This is a genomic window from Streptomyces sp. NPDC053367 (assembly GCF_044545925.1).
In the GTDB taxonomy this organism is placed as follows: domain Bacteria; phylum Actinomycetota; class Actinomycetes; order Streptomycetales; family Streptomycetaceae; genus Streptomyces.
In genome coordinates this window covers 146237-165010 of record NZ_JBITYN010000001.1, presented here as the reverse complement: position 1 = coordinate 165010, position 18774 = coordinate 146237, and the positions used below count along the sequence as shown (strand labels likewise).

The window sequence follows — 18774 nt, the reverse complement described above, 5'->3', positions numbered from 1 at the left end:
CGCTCTTGACGCACGCGATCACCGACACGAGCCTGACACTCGCCGCCGCCCCGCCAGGCCGTTCCGAGGAGTGATACGGGCCTTGACTTTCCATAGTCAATTCGAGGGACGAGGAGTTTCCTCTCGGGGCGGTCCGTACCCCTACTGGCGGGTAAGGATGGCAGTGCCGTGTATGGGCCGTCTCGATGTCACCTCCGGCGCTTCAGGGAGGTAGGGTCGTAGGCGGTCGGGGACATCCCAAATAGAGCTCGCCGGCACCGCATCGCCGGCGTACCAACGAGGAGATCGGTTCGTGACGATCCGCGTAGGCATCAACGGCTTCGGCCGCATCGGGCGTAACTACTTCCGCGCGCTCCTGGAGCAGGGTGCTGACATCGAGGTCGTGGCTGTCAACGACCTGGGTGACACCGCGACCACGGCTCACCTGCTGAAGTACGACACCATCCTGGGCCGCCTGAAGCAGGAGGTCACGCACACCGCCGACACCATCACCGTGGGCGGCCACACCATCAAGGTGCTCTCCGAGCGCAACCCGGCCGACATCCCGTGGGGCGAGCTGGGCGTCGACATCGTCATCGAGTCGACCGGCATCTTCACCAAGAAGGAAGACGCCGCCAAGCACATCGCCGGTGGCGCCAAGAAGGTCCTCATCTCGGCTCCGGCCAAGGACGAGGACATCACCATCGTCATGGGCGTCAACCAGGACAAGTACGACCCGGCGAACCACCACGTCATCTCCAACGCCTCCTGCACCACCAACTGTGTGGCGCCGATGGCGAAGGTCCTCGACGAGAACTTCGGCATCGTCAAGGGCCTGATGACGACGGTCCACGCGTACACCAACGACCAGCGCATCCTGGACTTCCCGCACAAGGACCTGCGCCGGGCGCGTGCCGCCGCCGAGAACATCATCCCGACCACCACCGGTGCCGCCAAGGCCACCGCGCTGGTCCTGCCGCAGCTCAAGGGCAAGCTGGACGGCATCGCCATGCGCGTCCCGGTCCCGACCGGCTCGGCCACCGACCTCGTGGTGGAGCTGTCGCGCGAGGTCACCAAGGACGAGGTCAACGCGGCCTTCAAGAAGGCCGCCGAGGGCGAGCTGCAGGGCTACCTGTCCTACACCGAGGACGAGATCGTCTCCTCGGACATCGTCAGCGACCCGTCGTCCTGCACCTTCGACTCCTCCCTGACCATGGTCCAGGAGGGCAGGTCGGTGAAGGTCCTCGGCTGGTACGACAACGAGTGGGGCTACTCCAACCGCCTCGTCGACCTCACGGTCTTCGTCGGCGACCAGCTCTGATCGGCTGAAGCAGGCAGCTTGAAGCGAGAGCAGGGCCCGGGCCAGGCGCAGGGACGCGCGGCCCGGGCCCTGACTCACGTCACGACCGGCCCTCCTCTCTAGGATCGGGCCTGGTCACCGGTCATGAGCCATCCGGTCACGAGCAGAACGAACCTCCTCGGGAGTCCCCTGACATGAAGACGATCGACGAACTCCTCGCCGAAGGGGTCACGGGCAAGCGGGTCTTCGTCCGCGCCGACCTCAACGTGCCGCTGGACGGCACCACCATCACCGACGACGGCCGCATCCGCGCCGTGCTGCCCACCGTGAAGGCCCTCGCCGACGCGGGCGCGCGGGTCGTCGTCGCCTCGCACCTGGGCCGCCCCAAGGGCGCCCCGGACCCGGCCTTCTCGCTCGCCCCCGCGGCCGCGCGCCTCGGTGAACTCCTCGGCGCTGACGTCGCCTTCGCCACCGACACGGTCGGCGAGTCGGCCGAGTCCACGGTGGCGGGCCTCGCCGACGGCCAGGTCGCCGTCATCGAGAACCTGCGCTTCAACGCGGGCGAGACCAGCAAGGACGACACCGAGCGCGCCGCCTTCGCGGACCGGCTCGCCGCCCTCGCCGACGTGTACGTCGGTGACGGCTTCGGCGCGGTCCACCGCAAGCACGCCTCGGTGTACGACCTGCCGAAGAAGCTCCCGCACTACGCGGGCCACCTCATCGCCACCGAGGTCGGCGTCCTGAAGAAGCTCACCGAGGACGTCCAGCGGCCCTACGTCGTCGTCCTCGGCGGCGCCAAGGTGTCCGACAAGCTGGCCGTCATCGACCAGCTCCTCGGCAAGGCCGACCGCCTCCTCATCGGCGGCGGCATGGCCTACACCTTCCTCAAGGCCCAGGGCCACGAGGTCGGTATCTCCCTCCTTCAGGAGGACCAGGTCCCGGTCGTCAAGGAGTACATGGAGCGCGCCGAGAAGAACGGCGTCGAACTCGTGCTGCCGGTGGACGTCCTGGTCTCCACGGAGTTCCCGGACCTCAAGGCCAAGGCGCCCACCCACCCCACCACCGTCGCCGCGGACGCCATCCCGGCCGACCAGGAGGGCCTGGACATCGGTCCGGAGACCCGCAAGCTGTACGCCTCGAAGCTCGCCGACGCGGCCACCGTCTTCTGGAACGGCCCCATGGGCGTCTTCGAGCACCCCGACTACGCCGAGGGCACCAAGGCGGTCGCCCAGGCCCTCGTCGACTCCAAGGGCTTCACCGTGGTGGGCGGCGGCGACTCCGCCGCCGCCGTCCGTACCCTGGGCTTCGACGAGAAGGCGTTCGGCCACATCTCGACCGGCGGCGGCGCCTCCCTCGAGTACCTCGAGGGCAAGACGCTCCCCGGCCTCGCCGCACTGGAGGACTGACCTCAATGAGCACGCGCACGCCGCTGATGGCGGGCAACTGGAAGATGAACCTCAACCACCTCGAGGCCATCGCCCACGTCCAGAAGCTCGCTTTCGCCCTCGCGGACAAGGACTACGACGCCGTTGAGGTCGCGGTCCTGCCGCCGTTCACCGACCTGCGCTCCGTGCAGACGCTGGTCGACGGCGACAAACTGAAGATCAAGTACGGCGCCCAGGACATCTCGGCGCACGACTCCGGCGCCTACACCGGCGAGATCTCCGGCCCGATGCTGGCCAAGCTGAAGTGCACCTACGTGGCGGTCGGCCACTCCGAGCGCCGCCAGTACCACGCCGAGACCGACGAGATCGTCAACGCCAAGGTCAAGGCCGCCTACAAGCACGGCCTGACCCCGATCCTGTGCGTCGGCGAGGAGCTGGAGGTCCGCGAGGCGGGCAACCACGTCTCCCACACCCTCGCCCAGGTCGAGGGCGGTCTGAAGGACCTCCCGGCCGAGCAGGCCGAGACCGTCGTGATCGCCTACGAGCCCGTGTGGGCCATCGGCACCGGCAAGGTCTGCGGCGCCGAGGACGCGCAGGAGGTCTGCGCGGCGATCCGCGGCAAGCTCGCCGAGCTGTACGGCCAGGAGCTGGCCGACAAGGTCCGCATCCAGTACGGCGGCTCGGTCAAGGCCGGCAACGTCGCCGAGATCATGGCGCAGGCCGACATCGACGGCGCCCTCGTCGGCGGCGCGTCCCTGGACGCCGACGAGTTCGTCAAGATCGTCCGCTTCCGCGACCAGTGACGCGACCGGTGAGTATGCCGTAGCGACGATCCGTCGTACCCTTGCGGGGTCCAGCACAGTCGCTGGGCCCCGCGTCGTCCATCCGTATCCGAGGAAGTTGGTCCAGCTGTGGTTCTGGGGTTCTCCATCGCCCTGATCGTCTTCAGCCTGCTGCTGATGCTGCTGGTGCTGATGCACAAGGGGAAGGGCGGCGGCCTCTCCGACATGTTCGGCGGCGGCATGCAGTCCTCCGTCGGCGGCTCCTCGGTCGCCGAGCGCAACCTCGACCGCATCACCGTGGTGATCGGTCTGCTGTGGTTCGCGTGCATTGTCGTGCTCGGCATCCTGATGAAGGTGAACAACTGACCTACGGCTCGCACGCCAGCACAATCCGGTACGTAAGGCCCCATGTTCGGTACGCGCTGAAGAGCGCGGCCTATCATGGGGCTTGCGTCTAGATGTGGGAGCTGTAACTCCAATCACTGGACGCGCGTTGGGCCTTACGTAGACTGAGGCGCTCGCAACGAAGCGACACGCCGACTCGCTTCGCGGCACCATCACGCAGGGAGTTACACCGTGGCAAGTGGCAACGCGATCCGAGGAAGCCGGGTCGGGGCGGGGCCGATGGGCGAGGCCGAGCGCGGCGAGTCCGCGCCGCGTCTGCGCATCTCCTTCTGGTGCTCCAACGGGCACGAGACGCAGCCCAGCTTCGCCAGCGACGCGCAGGTGCCCGACACCTGGGACTGCCCGCGCTGCGGGTTCCCGGCGGGACAGGACCGGGACAACCCACCGGCTCCGCCCCGTACCGAGCCGTACAAGACGCATCTGGCGTACGTGCGGGAGCGGCGCAGTGACGCCGACGGCGAGGCGATCCTGGCCGAGGCCCTCGCCAAGCTCCGCGGCGAGATCTAGCGTCCGGCCCATCTCGGCCCAGCCGCCCGTCAGTTGACCTGCCGACGTCCGGCTAGACTCCTCCGGCGATCATGAACACGATCACTCGGGGGAGTGTGCGACTTGACAACGCCTCAGCGGACCTGGACCGGCGGCGAACTCACCGCCAAGTCCTTCCTCAAACCGCACAAAGTGGCCTGGGTGATGTTCCACCCGGCCTGGATCCCCGACTCGGTGGATCCGTCGGTGGAACTGCTCAAGCGCCTGAGGGTCATCGCCGGAGCCGTCGCCGCCCTCGGCGTGTACACCTATGTGGAGGGCGGCTTCGCCTTCACCGAGGTGCTCGACAACGCGGCGACCGCGTCCCTGGTGCTGCTGCTCCTCACCCCGCTGACCGTCGGCGTCATGCTCTGGGTGTGGCGGCGCTCCGGCGGCGGCACGGTCGGGCAGCTCAAGGTGCCGCTGATGAACGCCCTCAAGCTGCTCCTGCTGTTCGTCGGCTCCGTGATCGGCACGGTCGCGCTGTTCTACTCGACGAACTCGTTCTCGCCGTTCGTCCGGCTGCCGTTCATGCTCGCGGCGCTGTGGGGAACCGTGTTCGCGATCGCCGGCGCCATCCGGATCACCGGCAACTTCTTCGGCACGGCCGTCGTGCACCGCTGTCTGCCGCCGCTGCTCGCCTCGGTCACGTCCTGGCTGATGGCCCTGTTCGACCTCGTCGGCGGCGACCTGCACGGCCTCGGCCTCGCGATGGGCATCGTGTTCATCCTCGGCGCGCCGGTGACCGTCACGGCCATCGCCTGGCTGGAGATGCGCCGGCTGAGGAGCCGCTACGGCATCCGCCTGGGCGCCCACCCGGCGACCCTCCCGCACATCCCGGGCCCGCCCCCGCCGATGCCGCCGACGGCCCCGCCGTACGCCCCGCAGCAGGGCAACCCCTACGGACACCCGCACGGGAACCCGTACGGCCCCCCGCAGGGGAACCCGTACATCCCGCCCCAGGGCAACCCCTACGCACACCCGCAGGGCACCCCGTACGGGCACCCGTACGCGCCGCCCCCGGGCGCCCCGTACGGGAACCCCTACGCACCGGGGCCCCACGGTTCCTGAGGCGGTCCCCCCCGGCCCCCTGCCGCCTATCCTGAAGAAGGGGCCGCTCGCGGGTGCGAGAAGGGAGCCGCGGGTGACTGACCGGATCGCGGACTCCGACGCCGCTGCCGCGCACACCCTCAGCCGGGCCCGGGACGCCGTGGCCAGGCAGGCGTGGGGCGAGGCCTACCGGCTGCTGAGCGGCACGCCCGCCCCGCTCACCCCGGACGACTTCGCCGCCTACGCGGACGCGGCCTGGTGGACCAGCCGCATCGACGAGTCGATCGTCGCGCGGATGAAGGCGTACGCCGGATATGCCGCGGCCGGTGACGAGCGACGGGCCGGGTACTGCGCGTGGATGCTGTTCTACGAGCATCAGCTCGCGGGGCGTACGGCGGTGGCGGCCGGCTGGCTGCGGCGGGCGCGGCGGCACCTGAGCGGGGAGCCGGAGTGCGCCGAGCAGTGCTACCTCGCCTGGATGGAGGCCGAGGCGGCCGCGGCCCGCGGGGCGTTCGACGAGGCCATGGCCGTCGCCCGGCGCATGACGGGGATCGCCCGGCGCTGCGGCAGCCCCGACCTGTACGCGATGGGCGTCCAGGCGCAGGCGGGCGTGCTGCTGGCCGAGGGGCGGGTCGGCGAGGGGCTCGACCTGCTCGACGACGCGATGTGCGCGGCCATGGCGGGCGAGCTCAGCCCCTTCTTCACCGGCTGGATCTACTGCCTGGGCCTCCAGCGCTGCATGGCCTGCGTCGATCTGGAGCGCGCCGCCGAATGGACCGAGGCGGCCATGCGGTGGTGCGCGGCGATGCCCGCGGAGAACAACTTCCGGGGGCTGTGCCGGGTGCACCGCGTGGAGGTGCTGGAGCTGCGCGGGCTGTGGCCGAGGGCGCTGGAGGAGGCCCGCCGGACCTGCGGGGAACTGCTGCCGTACGAGCGCTGGACGGCCGGCGGCGCGTACGTCCTGGTCGGGGACATCCAGCGCAGGCGCGGCGAGCCGGCCGCGGCCGAGGAGGCGTACGAGCGGGCGCACGAGCTGGGCCGGGACCCGCAGCCCGGGCTCGCCCTGCTGCGGCTGGCGCAGGGCCGGGCGGAGGCGTCGGCGACCGGACTGCGGCTCGCCCTCGCCGGTCAGCCCCCGGGCGAGGAGCGGCTCCGCCGCAGCCGGCTGCTCGCCGCCCAGGTCGAGGTCTCCCTCGCCCTCGACCGGCTCGACGCGGCCCGCACGGCGGCGGACGAGCTGGGCGGCCTGGCCCGGGAATGGCAGCGCCGCTGCGGCTCGCGGACGACCCTGCTGCATGCCGCCGCGGCGTCGGCGGGCGGCGCGGTGGCCTACGCCGCCCACGACGCGGAGCGCGCGCTGCCCCTGCTGCGGCACGCGCTGGCACTGTGGCTGGCCCTGCGCGTCCCCTACGAGGAGGCGCAGACCCGGATGACGCTCGCCGCGGCCTGCCGGAGCGCCGGGGACGACGAGGGCGCCCGTATGGAGCTGCGGACCGCGCGCGGCCTCTTCGAACGGCTCGGCGCCGCCCCGGACGCCCGGCGGGCGGCCGCGCTCCTCGGCGCGTTCGGCGGCCCGGGCGACCGAGGACCCGGTGGGCTCACCGAGCGGGAGCTGCAGGTGCTGCGGCTGATCGCCGCGGGCCGCACGAACCGGTCGGTCGCCGCCGAACTGGTGATCAGCGAGCACACCGTCGCCCGGCACCTGAACAACATCTTCGCCAAGCTCGACGTGTCCTCGCGGGCCGCGGCGACGGCGTACGCCTACCGGCACGGCCTGGCCTGACGGGTGTGTGGGCTGTTCTGCCCATGCCCCCGCGCGCGGGATGGGCGGTTTCGGCGATGTGGTGCCCCGCGGCCCGGACGTACACCGGAGGCGGACATCCTTCCCCGGCCCTTCGGAAAGCAGGTGGCGGTCATGACCACCTTCACGGACGCCCCGGACGTCCAGCGGCTGCGCGAGTCCCTGCGCGGTGACGTCGTCCTGCCCGGCGACCTCGGATACGACGAGGCACGCAGGGTCTACAACGCGATGGTCGACAGGCGGCCGGCGCTCGTCGTCCGGGCCGCCGACGCGGGCGACGTCATCGCGACCGTGAACCACGCCCGTGAACACGCCCTGCCGCTCGCCGTGCGCGGCGGCAGCCACAGCGTCGCCGGACACGGCACCTGCGACGACGGGGTCGTCCTCGACCTCGGGCGGATGCGCGGCGTCCGGGTCGATCCCGAGTCCCGTACGGCCCGGGCGGAGGGCGGCTGCACCTGGGCCGACTTCAACCACGCCACCCACGCCTTCGGCCTCGCCACCACCGGCGGGGTGGTCTCCTCGACCGGCATCGGCGGCCTCACCACCGGCGGCGGCATGGGCTACCTCGCCCGGCGCTGCGGACTCGCCTGCGACAACGTCGTCGCGGTCGATCTGGTGACGGCCGACGGGTCCTTCCTGACCTGCACCGAGAAGCAGAACGCCGACCTGCTGTGGGCGGTGCGCGGCGGAGGCGGCAACTTCGGCGTCGTCACCTCGTTCGCCTACCGGCTGCACCCCATCGCCGGCATCCTCGGCGGGCCGACCTTCTACCCCCTCGACGGCGAGGTGATCCGCCGCTACCGGGAGCTGATCGCCGACTCCGACGAACGGCTCGGCGCGCTGCTGGTCGTCGGGCTCGGCCCGCCCGTGCCGTTCCTGCCCGAACGCTGGCACGGCCGGCCGGTCTGCGGTGTGGCCGTCTGCTGGACCGGGCCCGAGGACGAGGACGACGGGATCCGCGCCCGCCTGGCCGGACTCGGCCCCGTCCTCGGACGGATGGTCGAGCGCATGCCCTACCCCGTGATCAACACCCTGTTCGACGAGCTGCTGCCCCCGGGCCTGTTCCACTACTGGAAGGCCGCCTTCAGCCGCGGCATGCCCGACGGTGCCGTCGACGCCTACGTCGAGTACGGCGCCTCCACGCCCTCCATCCAGAGCGCCACGGTCGTCTTCCCGCTCGACGGCGCGGTCCGGCGGGTCGGCCCCCGGGACACCGCCTTCGCCCACCGCGACATCGACTTCGCCACCGCCCTCGCCCCCACCCTCACCACCCGGGAGGACTGCGAGGCCAACAAGGACTGGGTCCGCGCCTTCCACGGGGCGCTGAAGCCGTACTCGGCCGAGGGCGCGTACGTCAACTTCATGGACCACGACGACCAGCACCTGGTCAGGGACAACTACCGGGCCAACTACGACCGTCTGACGCGGATCAAGCGGCAGTACGACCCGGGCAACCTGTTCCGGCTGAACCACAACATCGCGCCCTGAGCACCGGCCGTGCGCTCTCCCCGGACGCCGGACCGGCGCCGACCGAACGGGAGAAGGCCCCTGCGGCCTGCGGCAGTCTGGGTCGACGGTCCGCGCGGGCCCGCTTTGGACGAGGCTGTGAAGACGATGAAGTACCGCTCCTTCGTCACCGCCTCCGAGAGGGCCTACGAAGCGGCCGACGGGGGAGGCGACGCGATCGGGCCGGGCACGCCCACCGCCGTCGTCGACGGAGTCCGCGTCCCGACCAGTACAACCAGGTGCTGTACGACGCCGAGCTGTTCACCCGGCTCCCCGACGACGTCCGTGACCGGCCCTGGGCCTGGAACGGCCAGCTGTTCCAGTGAGTGCACACGACGACGCCGGGTCCCCTCCCGAAGAGGAAGGAACCCGGCGTCCGAGTGCCGTGCGGCCGACGCAGGTTACGGCGACGCCGGCGGGTACAGCGAGCGCGGCAGCTGGGAGGCCGCAGCCGAGTCCAGCAGCCACAGGGTGCGCCGGCGGCCGCGGGCACCCGCCGCCGGGGCCTGGATCTCGCCCGCGCCGGACAGGGCGATGGCCGCGGCCTGGGCCTTGTCCTCGCCGGCCGCGAGCAGCCACACCTCGCGGGCCGACCGGATCGCCGGGAGGGTGAGGGAGACCCGGGTGGGCGGCGGCTTGGGCGCGCCGTGGACGCCGACCACCGTGCGCTCGGTCTCCCGCACCGCGGGCAGCTCCGGGAACAGCGACGCCACATGCGTGTCCGGGCCGACGCCCAGCATCAGGACGTCGAAGGTGGGCACCGAGCCATGGTTCTCCGGGCCGGCCGCGCGGGCCAGCTCCTCGGCGTAGCCGGCCGCTGCCGCGTCCGCGTCGGCGCCGTACGGGCCGTCCGACGCGGGCATGGCGTGCACGCGCTTCGGGTCCAGCGGCACCGAGTCCAGCAGCGCCTCGCGGGCCTGGGTGACATTGCGCTCGGGGTCGCCCTCGGGCAGGAAGCGCTCGTCACCCCACCACAGGTCCAGGCGCGCCCAGTCGATCGCGTCCCGGGCCGGAGCCGCGGCCAGCGCCGCGAGGAGGCCGTTGCCGTTGCGGCCGCCGGTGAGCACGACCGAGGCGAAGCCGCGCGAGGTCTGCGCGTCCACGATCTTGGTGATCAGCCGGGCCGCGGCGGCCTGGGCCATCAGGTCCTTGTCGTGGTGGACGACGAGCTGAGGAGTGGTCACTTCGAGGCCGCCTTCCTCGTGGTCTTCGCCGGGGCCTTCTTGGCGGCCTTCTTCGCCGGGGCCTTCGCCGCGGACTCCTCCGGAGCGGGGACCGCGACGGGCTCGTCGGCGGCGACGGGCTCGTCGGCGGCGACGGGCTCGTCGGCGGCGACGGGCTCGTCGGCGGCGACGGGCTCCTCGGAGCCGGCCGGCCTCTCGGGCGCGACCGGGTCCTCCGTGGCGACCGGGTCGGCCGTCTCGGCGGTGGCCTGGGCCCCGACGCCCGTCGAGAGCCGCTCCACCCCGAACCGCAGCGCGGACGCGTACGTGTCGTCCGGGTCCAGCCGCCGCAGCTCCTCAGCGATCAGCTCGGCCGTCTCGCGGCGCTTGAGCGCCACCGCACGGTCGGGCTGCCCCTCGATGGACAGGGTCGCGAGGGTGCCGTCGGCGCGGTCCAGGACGATCGGGCCGCAGTCGGTGTCCATGCGGACCCCGGTCAGACCGGGGCCGGGGGACACCGAGCGCCGGACCGGGACACCCAGCCGGTCCGCGAGCCACATGGCGAGCAGCTCGCAGCTCGGGTTGAACTCCTCGCCCTCGACCTCCACGGCCTGCACCTGGCAGACGACCTGGTCCAGGGCCGCGGCCAGCATCGAACGCCAGGGCGTGATGCGGGTCCACGACAGGTCCGTGTCGCCGGGGGTGTAGGCGGAGGCGCGGGCGGTGAGCTCCTTGATCGGGTCCTCGGCGGCGTAGCTGTCGGTGACCCGGCGCTGGGCGAGCGCGCCCAGGGGGTCCTTCGCCGGGTCCAGCGGCGCGTTGACCGGCCACCACACGACCACGGGCGCGTCGGGCAGCAGCAGCGGCAGCACGACCGAGTCGGCGTTGTCGACCGCCTCGCCGTACAGCCGCAGCACGACCGTCTCACCGGTGCCCGCGTCGGCGCCGACCCGGACCTCGGCGTCGAGCCGGGACTGGGTGCGGTCGCGCGGGGTGCGCGAGACGCGCTTGACGACGACCAGGGTGCGCGAGGGGTGCTCGCGCGAGGCGTCGTTGGCGGCGCGCAGGGCGTCGTAGGCGTTCTCCTCGTCGGTGACGATGACGAGGGTGAGGACCATGCCGACCGCCGGGGTGCCGATCGCGCGCCGGCCCTGCACCAAAGCCTTGTTGATCTTGCTGGCGGTGGTGTCGGTGAGGTCTATCTTCATGGCCGGCGCCAGCTCCGTCCGTCTCGCTGAAGCATCTCGTCCGCCTCGACGGGCCCCCAGGTGCCGGCCGGGTACTGCGCGGGCTTGCCGTGCGTGTCCCAGTACACCTCGATCGGGTCGAGGATCTTCCAGGACAGCTCGACCTCCTCCGTGCGCGGGAAGAGGTTGGAGTCGCCGAGCAGCACGTCGAGGATGAGGCGCTCGTAGGCCTCCGGGCTCGACTCGGTGAAGGACTCGCCGTACGCGAAGTCCATCGACACGTCCCGGATCTCCATCGAGGTGCCCGGCACCTTGGAGCCGAAGCGGACGGTCACGCCCTCGTCGGGCTGGACGCGGATGACGATCGCGTTCTGGCCCAGCTCCTCCGTCGCCGTCGTGTCGAAGGGGGAGTGGGGTGCGCGCTGGAAGACGACCGCGATCTCCGTCACCCGGCGGCCGAGCCGCTTGCCGGTGCGCAGATAGAACGGCACACCCGCCCAGCGGCGGTTGTCGATGCCCAGCTTGATGGCGGCGTAGGTGTCGGTCTTGGAGCCGGGGTCGATGCCCTCCTCCTCCAGGTAGCCGACGGCCTTCGCGCCGCCCTGCCAGCCGGCCGAGTACTGGCCGCGCACGGTGTCGCGGCCCAGGTCCTTGGGCAGCCGGACCGCGCCGAGCACCTTGGTCTTCTCGGCGGCGAGCGCGTCCGCGTCGAAGGAGGCCGGCTCCTCCATCGCGGTCAGCGCGAGCAGCTGGAGCAGGTGGTTCTGGATGACGTCACGGGCGGCGCCGATGCCGTCGTAGTAGCCGGCGCGGCCGCCGATGCCGATGTCCTCGGCCATGGTGATCTGGACGTGGTCGACGTACGACCGGTTCCAGATCGGCTCGAACATGGTGTTGGCGAAGCGGAGCGCCAGGATGTTCTGGACGGTCTCCTTGCCCAGGTAGTGGTCGATACGGAAGACCTGGTCCGGGGCGAAGACCTCGTGCACGACCTTGTTGAGCTCCTCGGCCGACTTCAGGTCGTGGCCGAAGGGCTTCTCGATGACCGCGCGGCGCCAGGAGCCGCCGGTCTGGTCGGCCAGGCCGTGCTTCTTCAGCTGCTGGATGACCACCGGGAAGGAGCGCGGCGGCACCGACAGGTAGAAGGCGAAGTTGCCGCCCGTGCCCTGCGCCTTGTCCAGCTCCTCGATGGTGGCGCGCAGCCGCTCGAAGGCGTCGTCGTCGTCGAAGGTGCCCTGCACGAAGCGCATGCCCTGGATGAGCTGCTGCCAGACCTCCTCGCGGAAGGGCGTGCGGGCGTGTTCCTTGACCGCGTCGTGGACCTCCTGCGCGAAGTCCTCGTGCTGCCACTCGCGACGGGCGAAGCCCACCAGGGAGAAGCCCGGCGGCAGCAGACCCCGGTTGGCGAGGTCGTACACGGCGGGCATCAGCTTTTTGCGTGACAAATCGCCCGTGACGCCGAAGATCACCAGACCCGACGGCCCCGCGATACGCGGGAGCCGTCGGTCGGCGGGGTCACGCAGCGGGTTGCTGCTTGACAATTCAGCCCTCCGAGGGAGCGAGACGCTTCAGCTCGGCCTCGGTCGAGGTCAGCAGGTCGTTCCAGGACGCCTCGAACTTCTCGACGCCCTCGTCCTCCAGGAGCTGGACCACGTCGTCGTAGGAGATCCCGAGCTTCTCGACGGCGTCGAGGTCGGCGCGGGCCTGCTCGTACGTGCCGGCGACGGTGTCACCGGTGATCCGGCCGTGGTCCTCGGTGGCCAGCAGCGTGGCCTCCGGCATGGTGTTCACCGTGTTCGGCGCCACCAGGTCGTCGACGTACAGGGTGTCCTTGTACGCCGGGTCCTTCACACCGGTCGACGCCCACAGCGGACGCTGCTTGTTGGCGCCGGCGTTCTCCAGCTTGCTCCAGCGGTCGGAGGAGAAGACCTCCTCGTACGCCTGGTAGGCGAGCCGCGCGTTGGCGACGGCGGCCTTGCCGCGCAGCGCCTTGGCCTCGTCGGTGCCCAGCCCGTCGAGGCGCTTGTCGATCTCGGTGTCCACGCGGGACACGAAGAAGGACGCGACGGAGTGGATCAGGGAGAGGTCCAGGCCCTTCTCCTTCGCCTTCTCCAGGCCCGCCAGGTAGGCGTCCATCACCTCGCGGTAGCGCTCCAGCGAGAAGATCAGCGTGACGTTGACGCTGATGCCGTTGCCGATCACCTCGGTGATCGCCGGCAGACCCGCCTTGGTGGCCGGGATCTTGATCAGGGTGTTGGGCCGGTCCACCAGCCAGGCCAGCTGCTTCGCCTCGGCGACGGTCGCGGCCGTGTTGTGGGCCAGGCGCGGGTCGACCTCGATGGAGACCCGGCCGTCCTGGCCGTTCGTGCGGTCGTAGACCGGGCGCAGGATGTCGGCCGCGTCCCGGACGTCCGCCGTGGTGATCATGCGGACGGCCTCGTCGACGGTCACCTTGCGGGCGGCCAGATCGGTCAGCTGCTGCTCGTAGCCGTCACCCGACGAGATCGCCTTCTGGAAGATCGTCGGGTTGGTGGTGACGCCCACGACGTGGCTCTGGTCGATCAGCTCGGCCAGGTTGCCGGACGTGATCCGCTTGCGGGACAGGTCGTCCAGCCAGATCGCGACGCCCTCCTCGGAGAGGCGCTTCAGTGCGTCTGTCATGGAAAATGCATCTCCTACGTGTCGTATGTCAGCGTCAGCGCTGGGCTGCGGCGATCGATTCCCGTGCCTTGTCGGCCACGTTCTCCGCGGTGAAGCCGTACTCGCGGAAGAGGACCTTGCCGTCGGCGGACGCACCGAAGTGCTCCAGGGAGACGATCCGGCCGGCGTCACCCACGTACTTGTGCCAGGTCAGACCGATACCGGCCTCGACCGCGACACGCGCCTTCACGGAGGGCGGCAGAACGCTGTCCCGGTACCCCTGGTCCTGCTCCTCGAACCACTCCACGGACGGCATGGACACCACGCGCGTGGGAACCCCGGCCGCCTCCAGCTGCTCGCGCGCCTCGACGGCCACGTGCACCTCGGAACCGGTGCCGATGAGGATGACCTCCGGCGAGCCGTTCGACGCCTCGAACAGGACGTAGCCGCCGCGGGCCGCGTCCTCGTTCGGCTCGTACGTCGGCACGCCCTGGCGGGTCAGGATCAGACCGTGCGGCGCGCCCTTGCCGAAGACCTTCGTGTAGCGCTTGAGGATCTCGCGCCAGGCGATCGCGGTCTCGTTGGCGTCCGCCGGGCGTACGACGTTCAGGCCCGGGATGGCGCGCAGCGAGGCCAGGTGCTCGACCGGCTGGTGGGTCGGGCCGTCCTCGCCGAGGCCGATGGAGTCGTGCGTCCACACGTACGTCACCGGCAGGTGCATCAGGGCCGACAGCCGCACGGCGTTGCGCATGTAGTCGGAGAACACCAGGAAGGTGCCGCCGTAGATCCGGGTGTTGCCGTGCAGCGCGATGCCGTTCATCTCCGCGGCCATGGAGTGCTCGCGGATACCGAAGTGCACGGTGCGGCCGTAGGGGTCCGCCTCGGGCAGCGGGTTGCCGGCGGGCAGGAACGACGACGTCTTGTCGATCGTGGTGTTGTTGGAGCCGGCCAGGTCGGCCGAGCCGCCCCACAGCTCCGGGATGACCGCGCCGAGCGCCTGGAGCACCTTGCCGGACGCGGCACGGGTGGCGACACCCTTGCCGGGCTCGAAGACCGGGAGCTTGTCCTCCCAGCCCTTGGGCAGCTCACCGGCGGCGATGCGGTCGAACTCGGCCGCACGCTCCGGGTTGTTGTCGCGCCACTGCTGGAACGACTTCTCCCACACGGCACGCGCCGCCTGGCCCCGGTCCAGCGCCTTGCGGGTGTGGCCGATGACCTCGTCGGAGACCTCGAAGCTCTGCTCCGGGTCGAAGCCCAGCACGCGCTTGGTCGCCGCGACCTCGTCGTCGCCCAGCGCCGAGCCGTGCGCGGCCTCGGTGTTCTGGGCGTTCGGGGCGGGCCAGGCGATGATCGAGCGCATCGCGATGAAGGACGGCCGGTCGGTGACGGCCTTGGCCTTCTGGACCGCCTCGAAGATCGCCTTCGGGTCGAGGTCGCCATTGGCCTGCGGCTCCACACGCTGGACGTGCCAGCCGTAGGCCTCGTAGCGCTTGACGGTGTCCTCGGACACGGCCGTCTCGGTGTCGCCCTCGATCGAGATGTGGTTGTCGTCCCACAGCAGGATCAGGTTGCCGAGCTGCTGGTGGCCGGCCAGCGAGGACGCCTCGGCGGAGATGCCCTCCTGGAGGCAGCCGTCACCGGCGATGCAGAAGACGTAGTGGTCGAAGGGGGACTCCCCGGCGGGGGCCTCCGGGTCGAACAGACCGCGCTCGTAGCGGGCCGCCATCGCCATGCCCACGGCGTTGGCGACACCCTGGCCCAGCGGGCCGGTCGTCGTCTCCACACCCACGGTGTGGCCGTACTCGGGGTGGCCGGGGGTCTTGGAGCCCCAGGTCCGGAACGACTTCAGATCGTCCAGCTCCAGGCCGAAGCCGGCCAGGTAGAGCTGGGTGTAGAGGGTCAGGGACGAGTGGCCGGCGGACAGCACGAAGCGGTCGCGGCCGACCCAGTCGGCATCGGCGGGGTCGTGCCGCATCACCTTCTGGAAGAGGGTGTAGGCGGCAGGCGCCAGGCTCATCGCCGTACCCGGATGGCCGTTGCCGACCTTCTGTACGGCATCGGCGGCCAGGACGCGGGCGGTGTCGACGGCCCGCTGGTCCAACTCGGTCCACTCGAGGTCTGTGGTGGTCGGCTTGGTGCTCACCCTGAGTCAGGGCTCCTCTCCACATGTCGGGTAGCCGGTCTTCCGGGCGCGCGCCCACCGGCCGCCGATGCGCTCGACGCACACCGGCCGTGTTGAGCCTACCCCCGTAAGGACGTGCGTTTTTTCGGCTCTTTCCAGACTGCCGGGACTCTCGGACATCCGCCTGCCGACTGGGATGCAACGCTTTTCGGCAACTGAATACGGAGCCGCTCGAACGAGTGCTCAAGTGACACCGTGCGGGCTCTTCCGACGGCCTCGCCCAACACGAGTCGACCCCCGCGAATGTCCGGGTCTGGGCAACGTCTACAGTGGCGTGGTACGCGCGAGCCTTTACCCCGACTTCACACGGGCGGGCTTGCTGGGAGTCTCTGTCAGGGGTGTGCGTGACGGCCGTTGAATCCCGTCCTGCGGGGGTTATCGGGACGAGCGAGAGCCCGGCTCGGCGGCCGTTCGGGGCCCGGGTCAAGGGGTTCGTGGCGCTGACCAAGCCGCGGATCATCGAGCTGCTGCTCATCACCACCGTTCCGGTGATGTTCCTCGCCGAGCAGGGCGTGCCGGACCTCGGTCTGGTGCTGCTCACCTGCGTCGGCGGCTATCTGTCGGCCGGCGGCGCGAACGCGCTGAACATGTACATCGACCGCGACATCGACGCGCTCATGGACCGCACCTCGCAGCGGCCGCTGGTGACCGGCGTGGTCAGCCCGCGCGAGTGCCTCGCCTTCGGCATCACCCTCGCGGTGGTCTCCACCCTGCTGTTCGGCCTCACCGTCAACTGGCTGAGCGCCTGGCTCTCCCTCGGCGCGCTGCTCTTCTACGTCGTTGTCTACACGATGATCCTCAAGCGCCGCACCGCGCAGAACATCGTCTGGGGCGGCATCGCCGGCTGCATGCCGGTGCTGATCGGCTGGACCGCGGTGAAGGACTCCCTGTCCTGGGCGCCCGTCATCCTCTTCCTGGTCATCTTCTTCTGGACGCCGCCGCACTACTGGCCGCTGTCCATGAAGGTCAAGGAGGACTACGCGCGCGTGGGCGTGCCCATGCTGCCGGTGATCGCCTCCAACAAGACCGTCGCCAGGCAGATCGTGATCTACAGCTGGGTCATGGTCGCCGTCTCCCTGCTGCTCACCCCCCTCGGCCACACCGGCTGGTTCTACACCGCGGTCGCCCTCGCCGCGGGCGGCTGGTGGCTGTGGGAGGCGCACGCCCTGCAGAACCGGGCCAAGGCCGAGGTGACGGGCGCGAAGCTCAAGGAGATGCGGCTGTTCCACTGGTCCATCACCTACGTCTCGCTGCTGTTCGTCGCGGTCGCGGTGGACCCGTTCCTCCGGTAAGGGCTGAGGCAAGCGTCACGTCGCCGAACGATCTACCGCTCGGTAGCATCCTGTCCATGGCAGACACGCAGCAGGTTGACGCGAACGCCGAGCGCAAGGCCGCCCGGCTCGCCAAGCAGATCAGCACCTTCGCCAAGGCCCACGGCGGTGCCGAGGGCCAGGTCGCGTACATCGGCGAGCGCGGCGCCCGCATCGCCCTCGTCGGCGAGGACGGCGAGTGGGGCAACCTGGTCGCGCCCACCTACGACATCGCCCGGCAGGCCGTCGCCAAGTCCGGCATCACCGTCCACGAGGACTTCGACGGGGAGTTCGCGGCGAAGGTCAAGACCGGCCGGTACGAGTGGAAGCGGATGGCCGGCATCCAGATCGGCGGCTGACCATATGCCGCCAGGGGCGCACCCGAAACCCCCCGTCACCCGTTAGGACGTGTAACAGCGACACGCCCACACGGGAAGCCCGGGATGATCGAGACGCCGTCCCTCGTGGACCAGTACTGCCACGGCGTACTGAGAACAGAGCTGGGCCTCGGCACCTTCGAGGCCCAGCTGTCGCGTACCGAGGGCCCGCCCGCCCCCGGCACCACCCTCTTCGACACCCAGACCGGCTTCGCCGTGCGCCGCTGGTGTCCCCCTCTCCTCGGCCTCGAACCCCACTGCCCCCCGGCCCGCTATCTGGCGCGCCGGCGTGAACTGGGCGTCCTGGAGGCCGGCCGCAGGCTGCTGCGCGGCAGCGGCATCACGACGTACCTCATGGACACCGGCCTGCCGGGCGACCTGACCGGTCCGGACGAGATGGCCACGGCCGCCGCCGCCGAGGCCCGCGAGGTCGTCCGTCTGGAGCTCCTCGCGGAGCAGGTCGCCGACACCTCGGGCACCGTCGAGTCCTTCCTCGCCAACCTCGCCGAGTCGGTGCACGGCGCGGCCGCGCACGCGGTGGCCTTCACCTCCGTCGCCGGCGTACGGCACGGTCTCGCGCTGGCGCCCGAACCGCCCGGCCCGGGCGAGGTGCGGGGCGCGGCGGGCCGCTGGCTGGCCCGCCGCAGGGTCGGCGGCGAGCTGAGCGACCCGGTCCTGCTGCGGCACCTGCTGTGGATCGCCGTCGCCTCGGGACGGCCCCTCCAGCTGCACGCGGGGCTCGGCGAGCCCGGCCTGCGCATCGACCGCACCGACCCGGTGCTGCTCACCGACTTCGTCCGGGCGACCGCGGGCCTGGGCACCGACCTGGTCCTGCTGCACGGCTACCCGTACCACCGGCACGCCGCCCACCTCGCCGGGGTCTTCCCGCACGTGTACGCCGACTCGGGCGCGGCCCTGGCCCGTACGGGGGCCCGCGCGGCGACGGTCCTCGCCGAGATCCTGGAGCTGGCGCCCTTCGGCAAGGTCCTCTTCTCCAGCGGCGCCCACGGGCTGCCCGAGCTGCATGTGGTGGGCGCCCGGCTGTTCCGGGAAGGGCTGGGCCGGGTGCTGGGCGCGTGGGTCGCGGAGGGCGCCTGGTCGCTGGGGGACGCCCAGCGGGTCGCGGGGATGCTCGCGTCGGGCAACGCCCGCAGGGTGTACGGGCTGGACTGAGCTGTA

At 71.1% G+C, this 18774-nt stretch carries 16 protein-coding genes; 11 read left to right on the top strand and 5 right to left on the bottom strand.

Annotation, left to right across the window (positions count from 1 at the left end; genetic code table 11):
• Nucleotides 1-292: 292 nt before the first annotated feature.
• The 8 genes from gap (at nucleotide 293) to ACIGXJ_RS00765 (ending at nucleotide 8718) form a co-directional block, all read left to right on the top strand.
• Nucleotides 293-1300, top strand: coding sequence for a type I glyceraldehyde-3-phosphate dehydrogenase (gene gap / locus ACIGXJ_RS00800; protein ID WP_399639707.1), 1008 nt, complete (start codon nucleotides 293-295; stop codon nucleotides 1298-1300).
• 173 nt (nucleotides 1301-1473) lie between these two features.
• Nucleotides 1474-2685 (top strand): phosphoglycerate kinase, encoded by a 1212-nt coding sequence (locus tag ACIGXJ_RS00795; protein WP_399639704.1) that lies wholly within the window; start codon nucleotides 1474-1476, stop codon nucleotides 2683-2685.
• A 5-nt stretch (nucleotides 2686-2690) separates the two neighbouring features.
• A complete protein-coding gene (tpiA, locus tag ACIGXJ_RS00790; protein ID WP_399639702.1) occupies nucleotides 2691-3467 on the top strand; it encodes a triose-phosphate isomerase in 777 nt (258 codons plus the stop codon).
• A 108-nt stretch (nucleotides 3468-3575) separates the two neighbouring features.
• Complete coding sequence (gene secG / locus ACIGXJ_RS00785) at nucleotides 3576-3812, top strand: preprotein translocase subunit SecG (RefSeq protein ID WP_094052663.1); 237 nt, start codon at nucleotides 3576-3578, stop codon at nucleotides 3810-3812.
• 258 nt (nucleotides 3813-4070) lie between these two features.
• Nucleotides 4071-4358 carry an RNA polymerase-binding protein RbpA gene (locus tag ACIGXJ_RS00780; protein WP_019885342.1) on the top strand — a complete coding sequence of 96 codons (288 nt, stop codon included), beginning with the start codon at nucleotides 4071-4073 and terminating at the stop codon, nucleotides 4356-4358.
• A gap of 102 nt (nucleotides 4359-4460) precedes the next feature.
• Nucleotides 4461-5447 (top strand): hypothetical protein, encoded by a 987-nt coding sequence (locus ACIGXJ_RS00775; protein ID WP_399639697.1) that lies wholly within the window; start codon nucleotides 4461-4463, stop codon nucleotides 5445-5447.
• Between the two features lie 73 nt (nucleotides 5448-5520).
• Nucleotides 5521-7209: a LuxR C-terminal-related transcriptional regulator gene (locus tag ACIGXJ_RS00770; RefSeq protein ID WP_399639695.1), complete on the top strand. Its 1689-nt coding sequence runs from the start codon at nucleotides 5521-5523 to the stop codon at nucleotides 7207-7209.
• A 132-nt stretch (nucleotides 7210-7341) separates the two neighbouring features.
• Nucleotides 7342-8718 (top strand): FAD-binding oxidoreductase, encoded by a 1377-nt coding sequence (locus ACIGXJ_RS00765; RefSeq protein ID WP_399639692.1) that lies wholly within the window; start codon nucleotides 7342-7344, stop codon nucleotides 8716-8718.
• A gap of 419 nt (nucleotides 8719-9137) precedes the next feature.
• Here the strand turns inward: ACIGXJ_RS00765 and pgl are convergent, their stop codons facing one another.
• The 5 genes from pgl to tkt are packed head-to-tail and all read right to left on the bottom strand — an operon-like array spanning nucleotide 9138 to nucleotide 15869.
• Nucleotides 9138-9920: a 6-phosphogluconolactonase gene (gene pgl / locus ACIGXJ_RS00760; protein WP_399639690.1), complete on the bottom strand. Its 783-nt coding sequence runs from the start codon at nucleotides 9918-9920 to the stop codon at nucleotides 9138-9140.
• A complete protein-coding gene (gene opcA, locus ACIGXJ_RS00755; RefSeq protein ID WP_399639687.1) occupies nucleotides 9917-11107 on the bottom strand; it encodes a glucose-6-phosphate dehydrogenase assembly protein OpcA in 1191 nt (396 codons plus the stop codon). Before opcA ends, pgl begins: the two co-directional genes overlap by 4 nt.
• Entirely contained in the window at nucleotides 11104-12627 is a 1524-nt protein-coding gene (zwf, locus tag ACIGXJ_RS00750) for a glucose-6-phosphate dehydrogenase (protein ID WP_399639685.1), read from the bottom strand. The genes opcA and zwf overlap by 4 nt, the downstream gene beginning before the upstream one ends.
• 1 nt (nucleotide 12628) lies before the next feature.
• Nucleotides 12629-13747, bottom strand: coding sequence for a transaldolase (tal, locus tag ACIGXJ_RS00745; protein WP_399639682.1), 1119 nt, complete (start codon nucleotides 13745-13747; stop codon nucleotides 12629-12631).
• 34 nt (nucleotides 13748-13781) lie between these two features.
• Entirely contained in the window at nucleotides 13782-15869 is a 2088-nt protein-coding gene (gene tkt, locus ACIGXJ_RS00740; protein ID WP_399639680.1) for a transketolase, read from the bottom strand.
• Between the two features lie 377 nt (nucleotides 15870-16246).
• Between tkt and ACIGXJ_RS00735 the strand changes: the two genes are divergently transcribed.
• The 3 genes from ACIGXJ_RS00735 to ACIGXJ_RS00725 all read left to right on the top strand — a co-directional run bounded on the left by ACIGXJ_RS00735 (nucleotide 16247) and on the right by ACIGXJ_RS00725 (nucleotide 18768).
• A complete protein-coding gene (locus tag ACIGXJ_RS00735) occupies nucleotides 16247-17200 on the top strand; it encodes a heme o synthase (protein ID WP_399639677.1) in 954 nt (317 codons plus the stop codon).
• Between the two features lie 56 nt (nucleotides 17201-17256).
• On the top strand, nucleotides 17257-17577 hold the full coding sequence (locus ACIGXJ_RS00730) for a hypothetical protein (protein ID WP_399639674.1): 321 nt from the start codon (nucleotides 17257-17259) through the stop codon (nucleotides 17575-17577).
• Between the two features lie 84 nt (nucleotides 17578-17661).
• Complete coding sequence (locus ACIGXJ_RS00725; RefSeq protein WP_399639672.1) at nucleotides 17662-18768, top strand: amidohydrolase family protein; 1107 nt, start codon at nucleotides 17662-17664, stop codon at nucleotides 18766-18768.
• Nucleotides 18769-18774 lie beyond the last annotated feature (6 nt).

Coding starts and splice junctions, on each gene's coding strand:
- ACIGXJ_RS00765 (WP_399639692.1), top strand. CDS start 7,342: ATGACCACCTTCACGGACGCCCCGGACGTCCAGCGGCTGCGCGAGTCC.
- opcA (WP_399639687.1), bottom strand. CDS start 11,107: ATGAAGATAGACCTCACCGACACCACCGCCAGCAAGATCAACAAGGCT.
- ACIGXJ_RS00795 (WP_399639704.1), top strand. CDS start 1,474: ATGAAGACGATCGACGAACTCCTCGCCGAAGGGGTCACGGGCAAGCGG.
- ACIGXJ_RS00730 (WP_399639674.1), top strand. CDS start 17,257: ATGGCAGACACGCAGCAGGTTGACGCGAACGCCGAGCGCAAGGCCGCC.
- tpiA (WP_399639702.1), top strand. CDS start 2,691: ATGAGCACGCGCACGCCGCTGATGGCGGGCAACTGGAAGATGAACCTC.
- ACIGXJ_RS00780 (WP_019885342.1), top strand. CDS start 4,071: ATGGGCGAGGCCGAGCGCGGCGAGTCCGCGCCGCGTCTGCGCATCTCC.
- tal (WP_399639682.1), bottom strand. CDS start 13,747: ATGACAGACGCACTGAAGCGCCTCTCCGAGGAGGGCGTCGCGATCTGG.
- ACIGXJ_RS00725 (WP_399639672.1), top strand. CDS start 17,662: ATGATCGAGACGCCGTCCCTCGTGGACCAGTACTGCCACGGCGTACTG.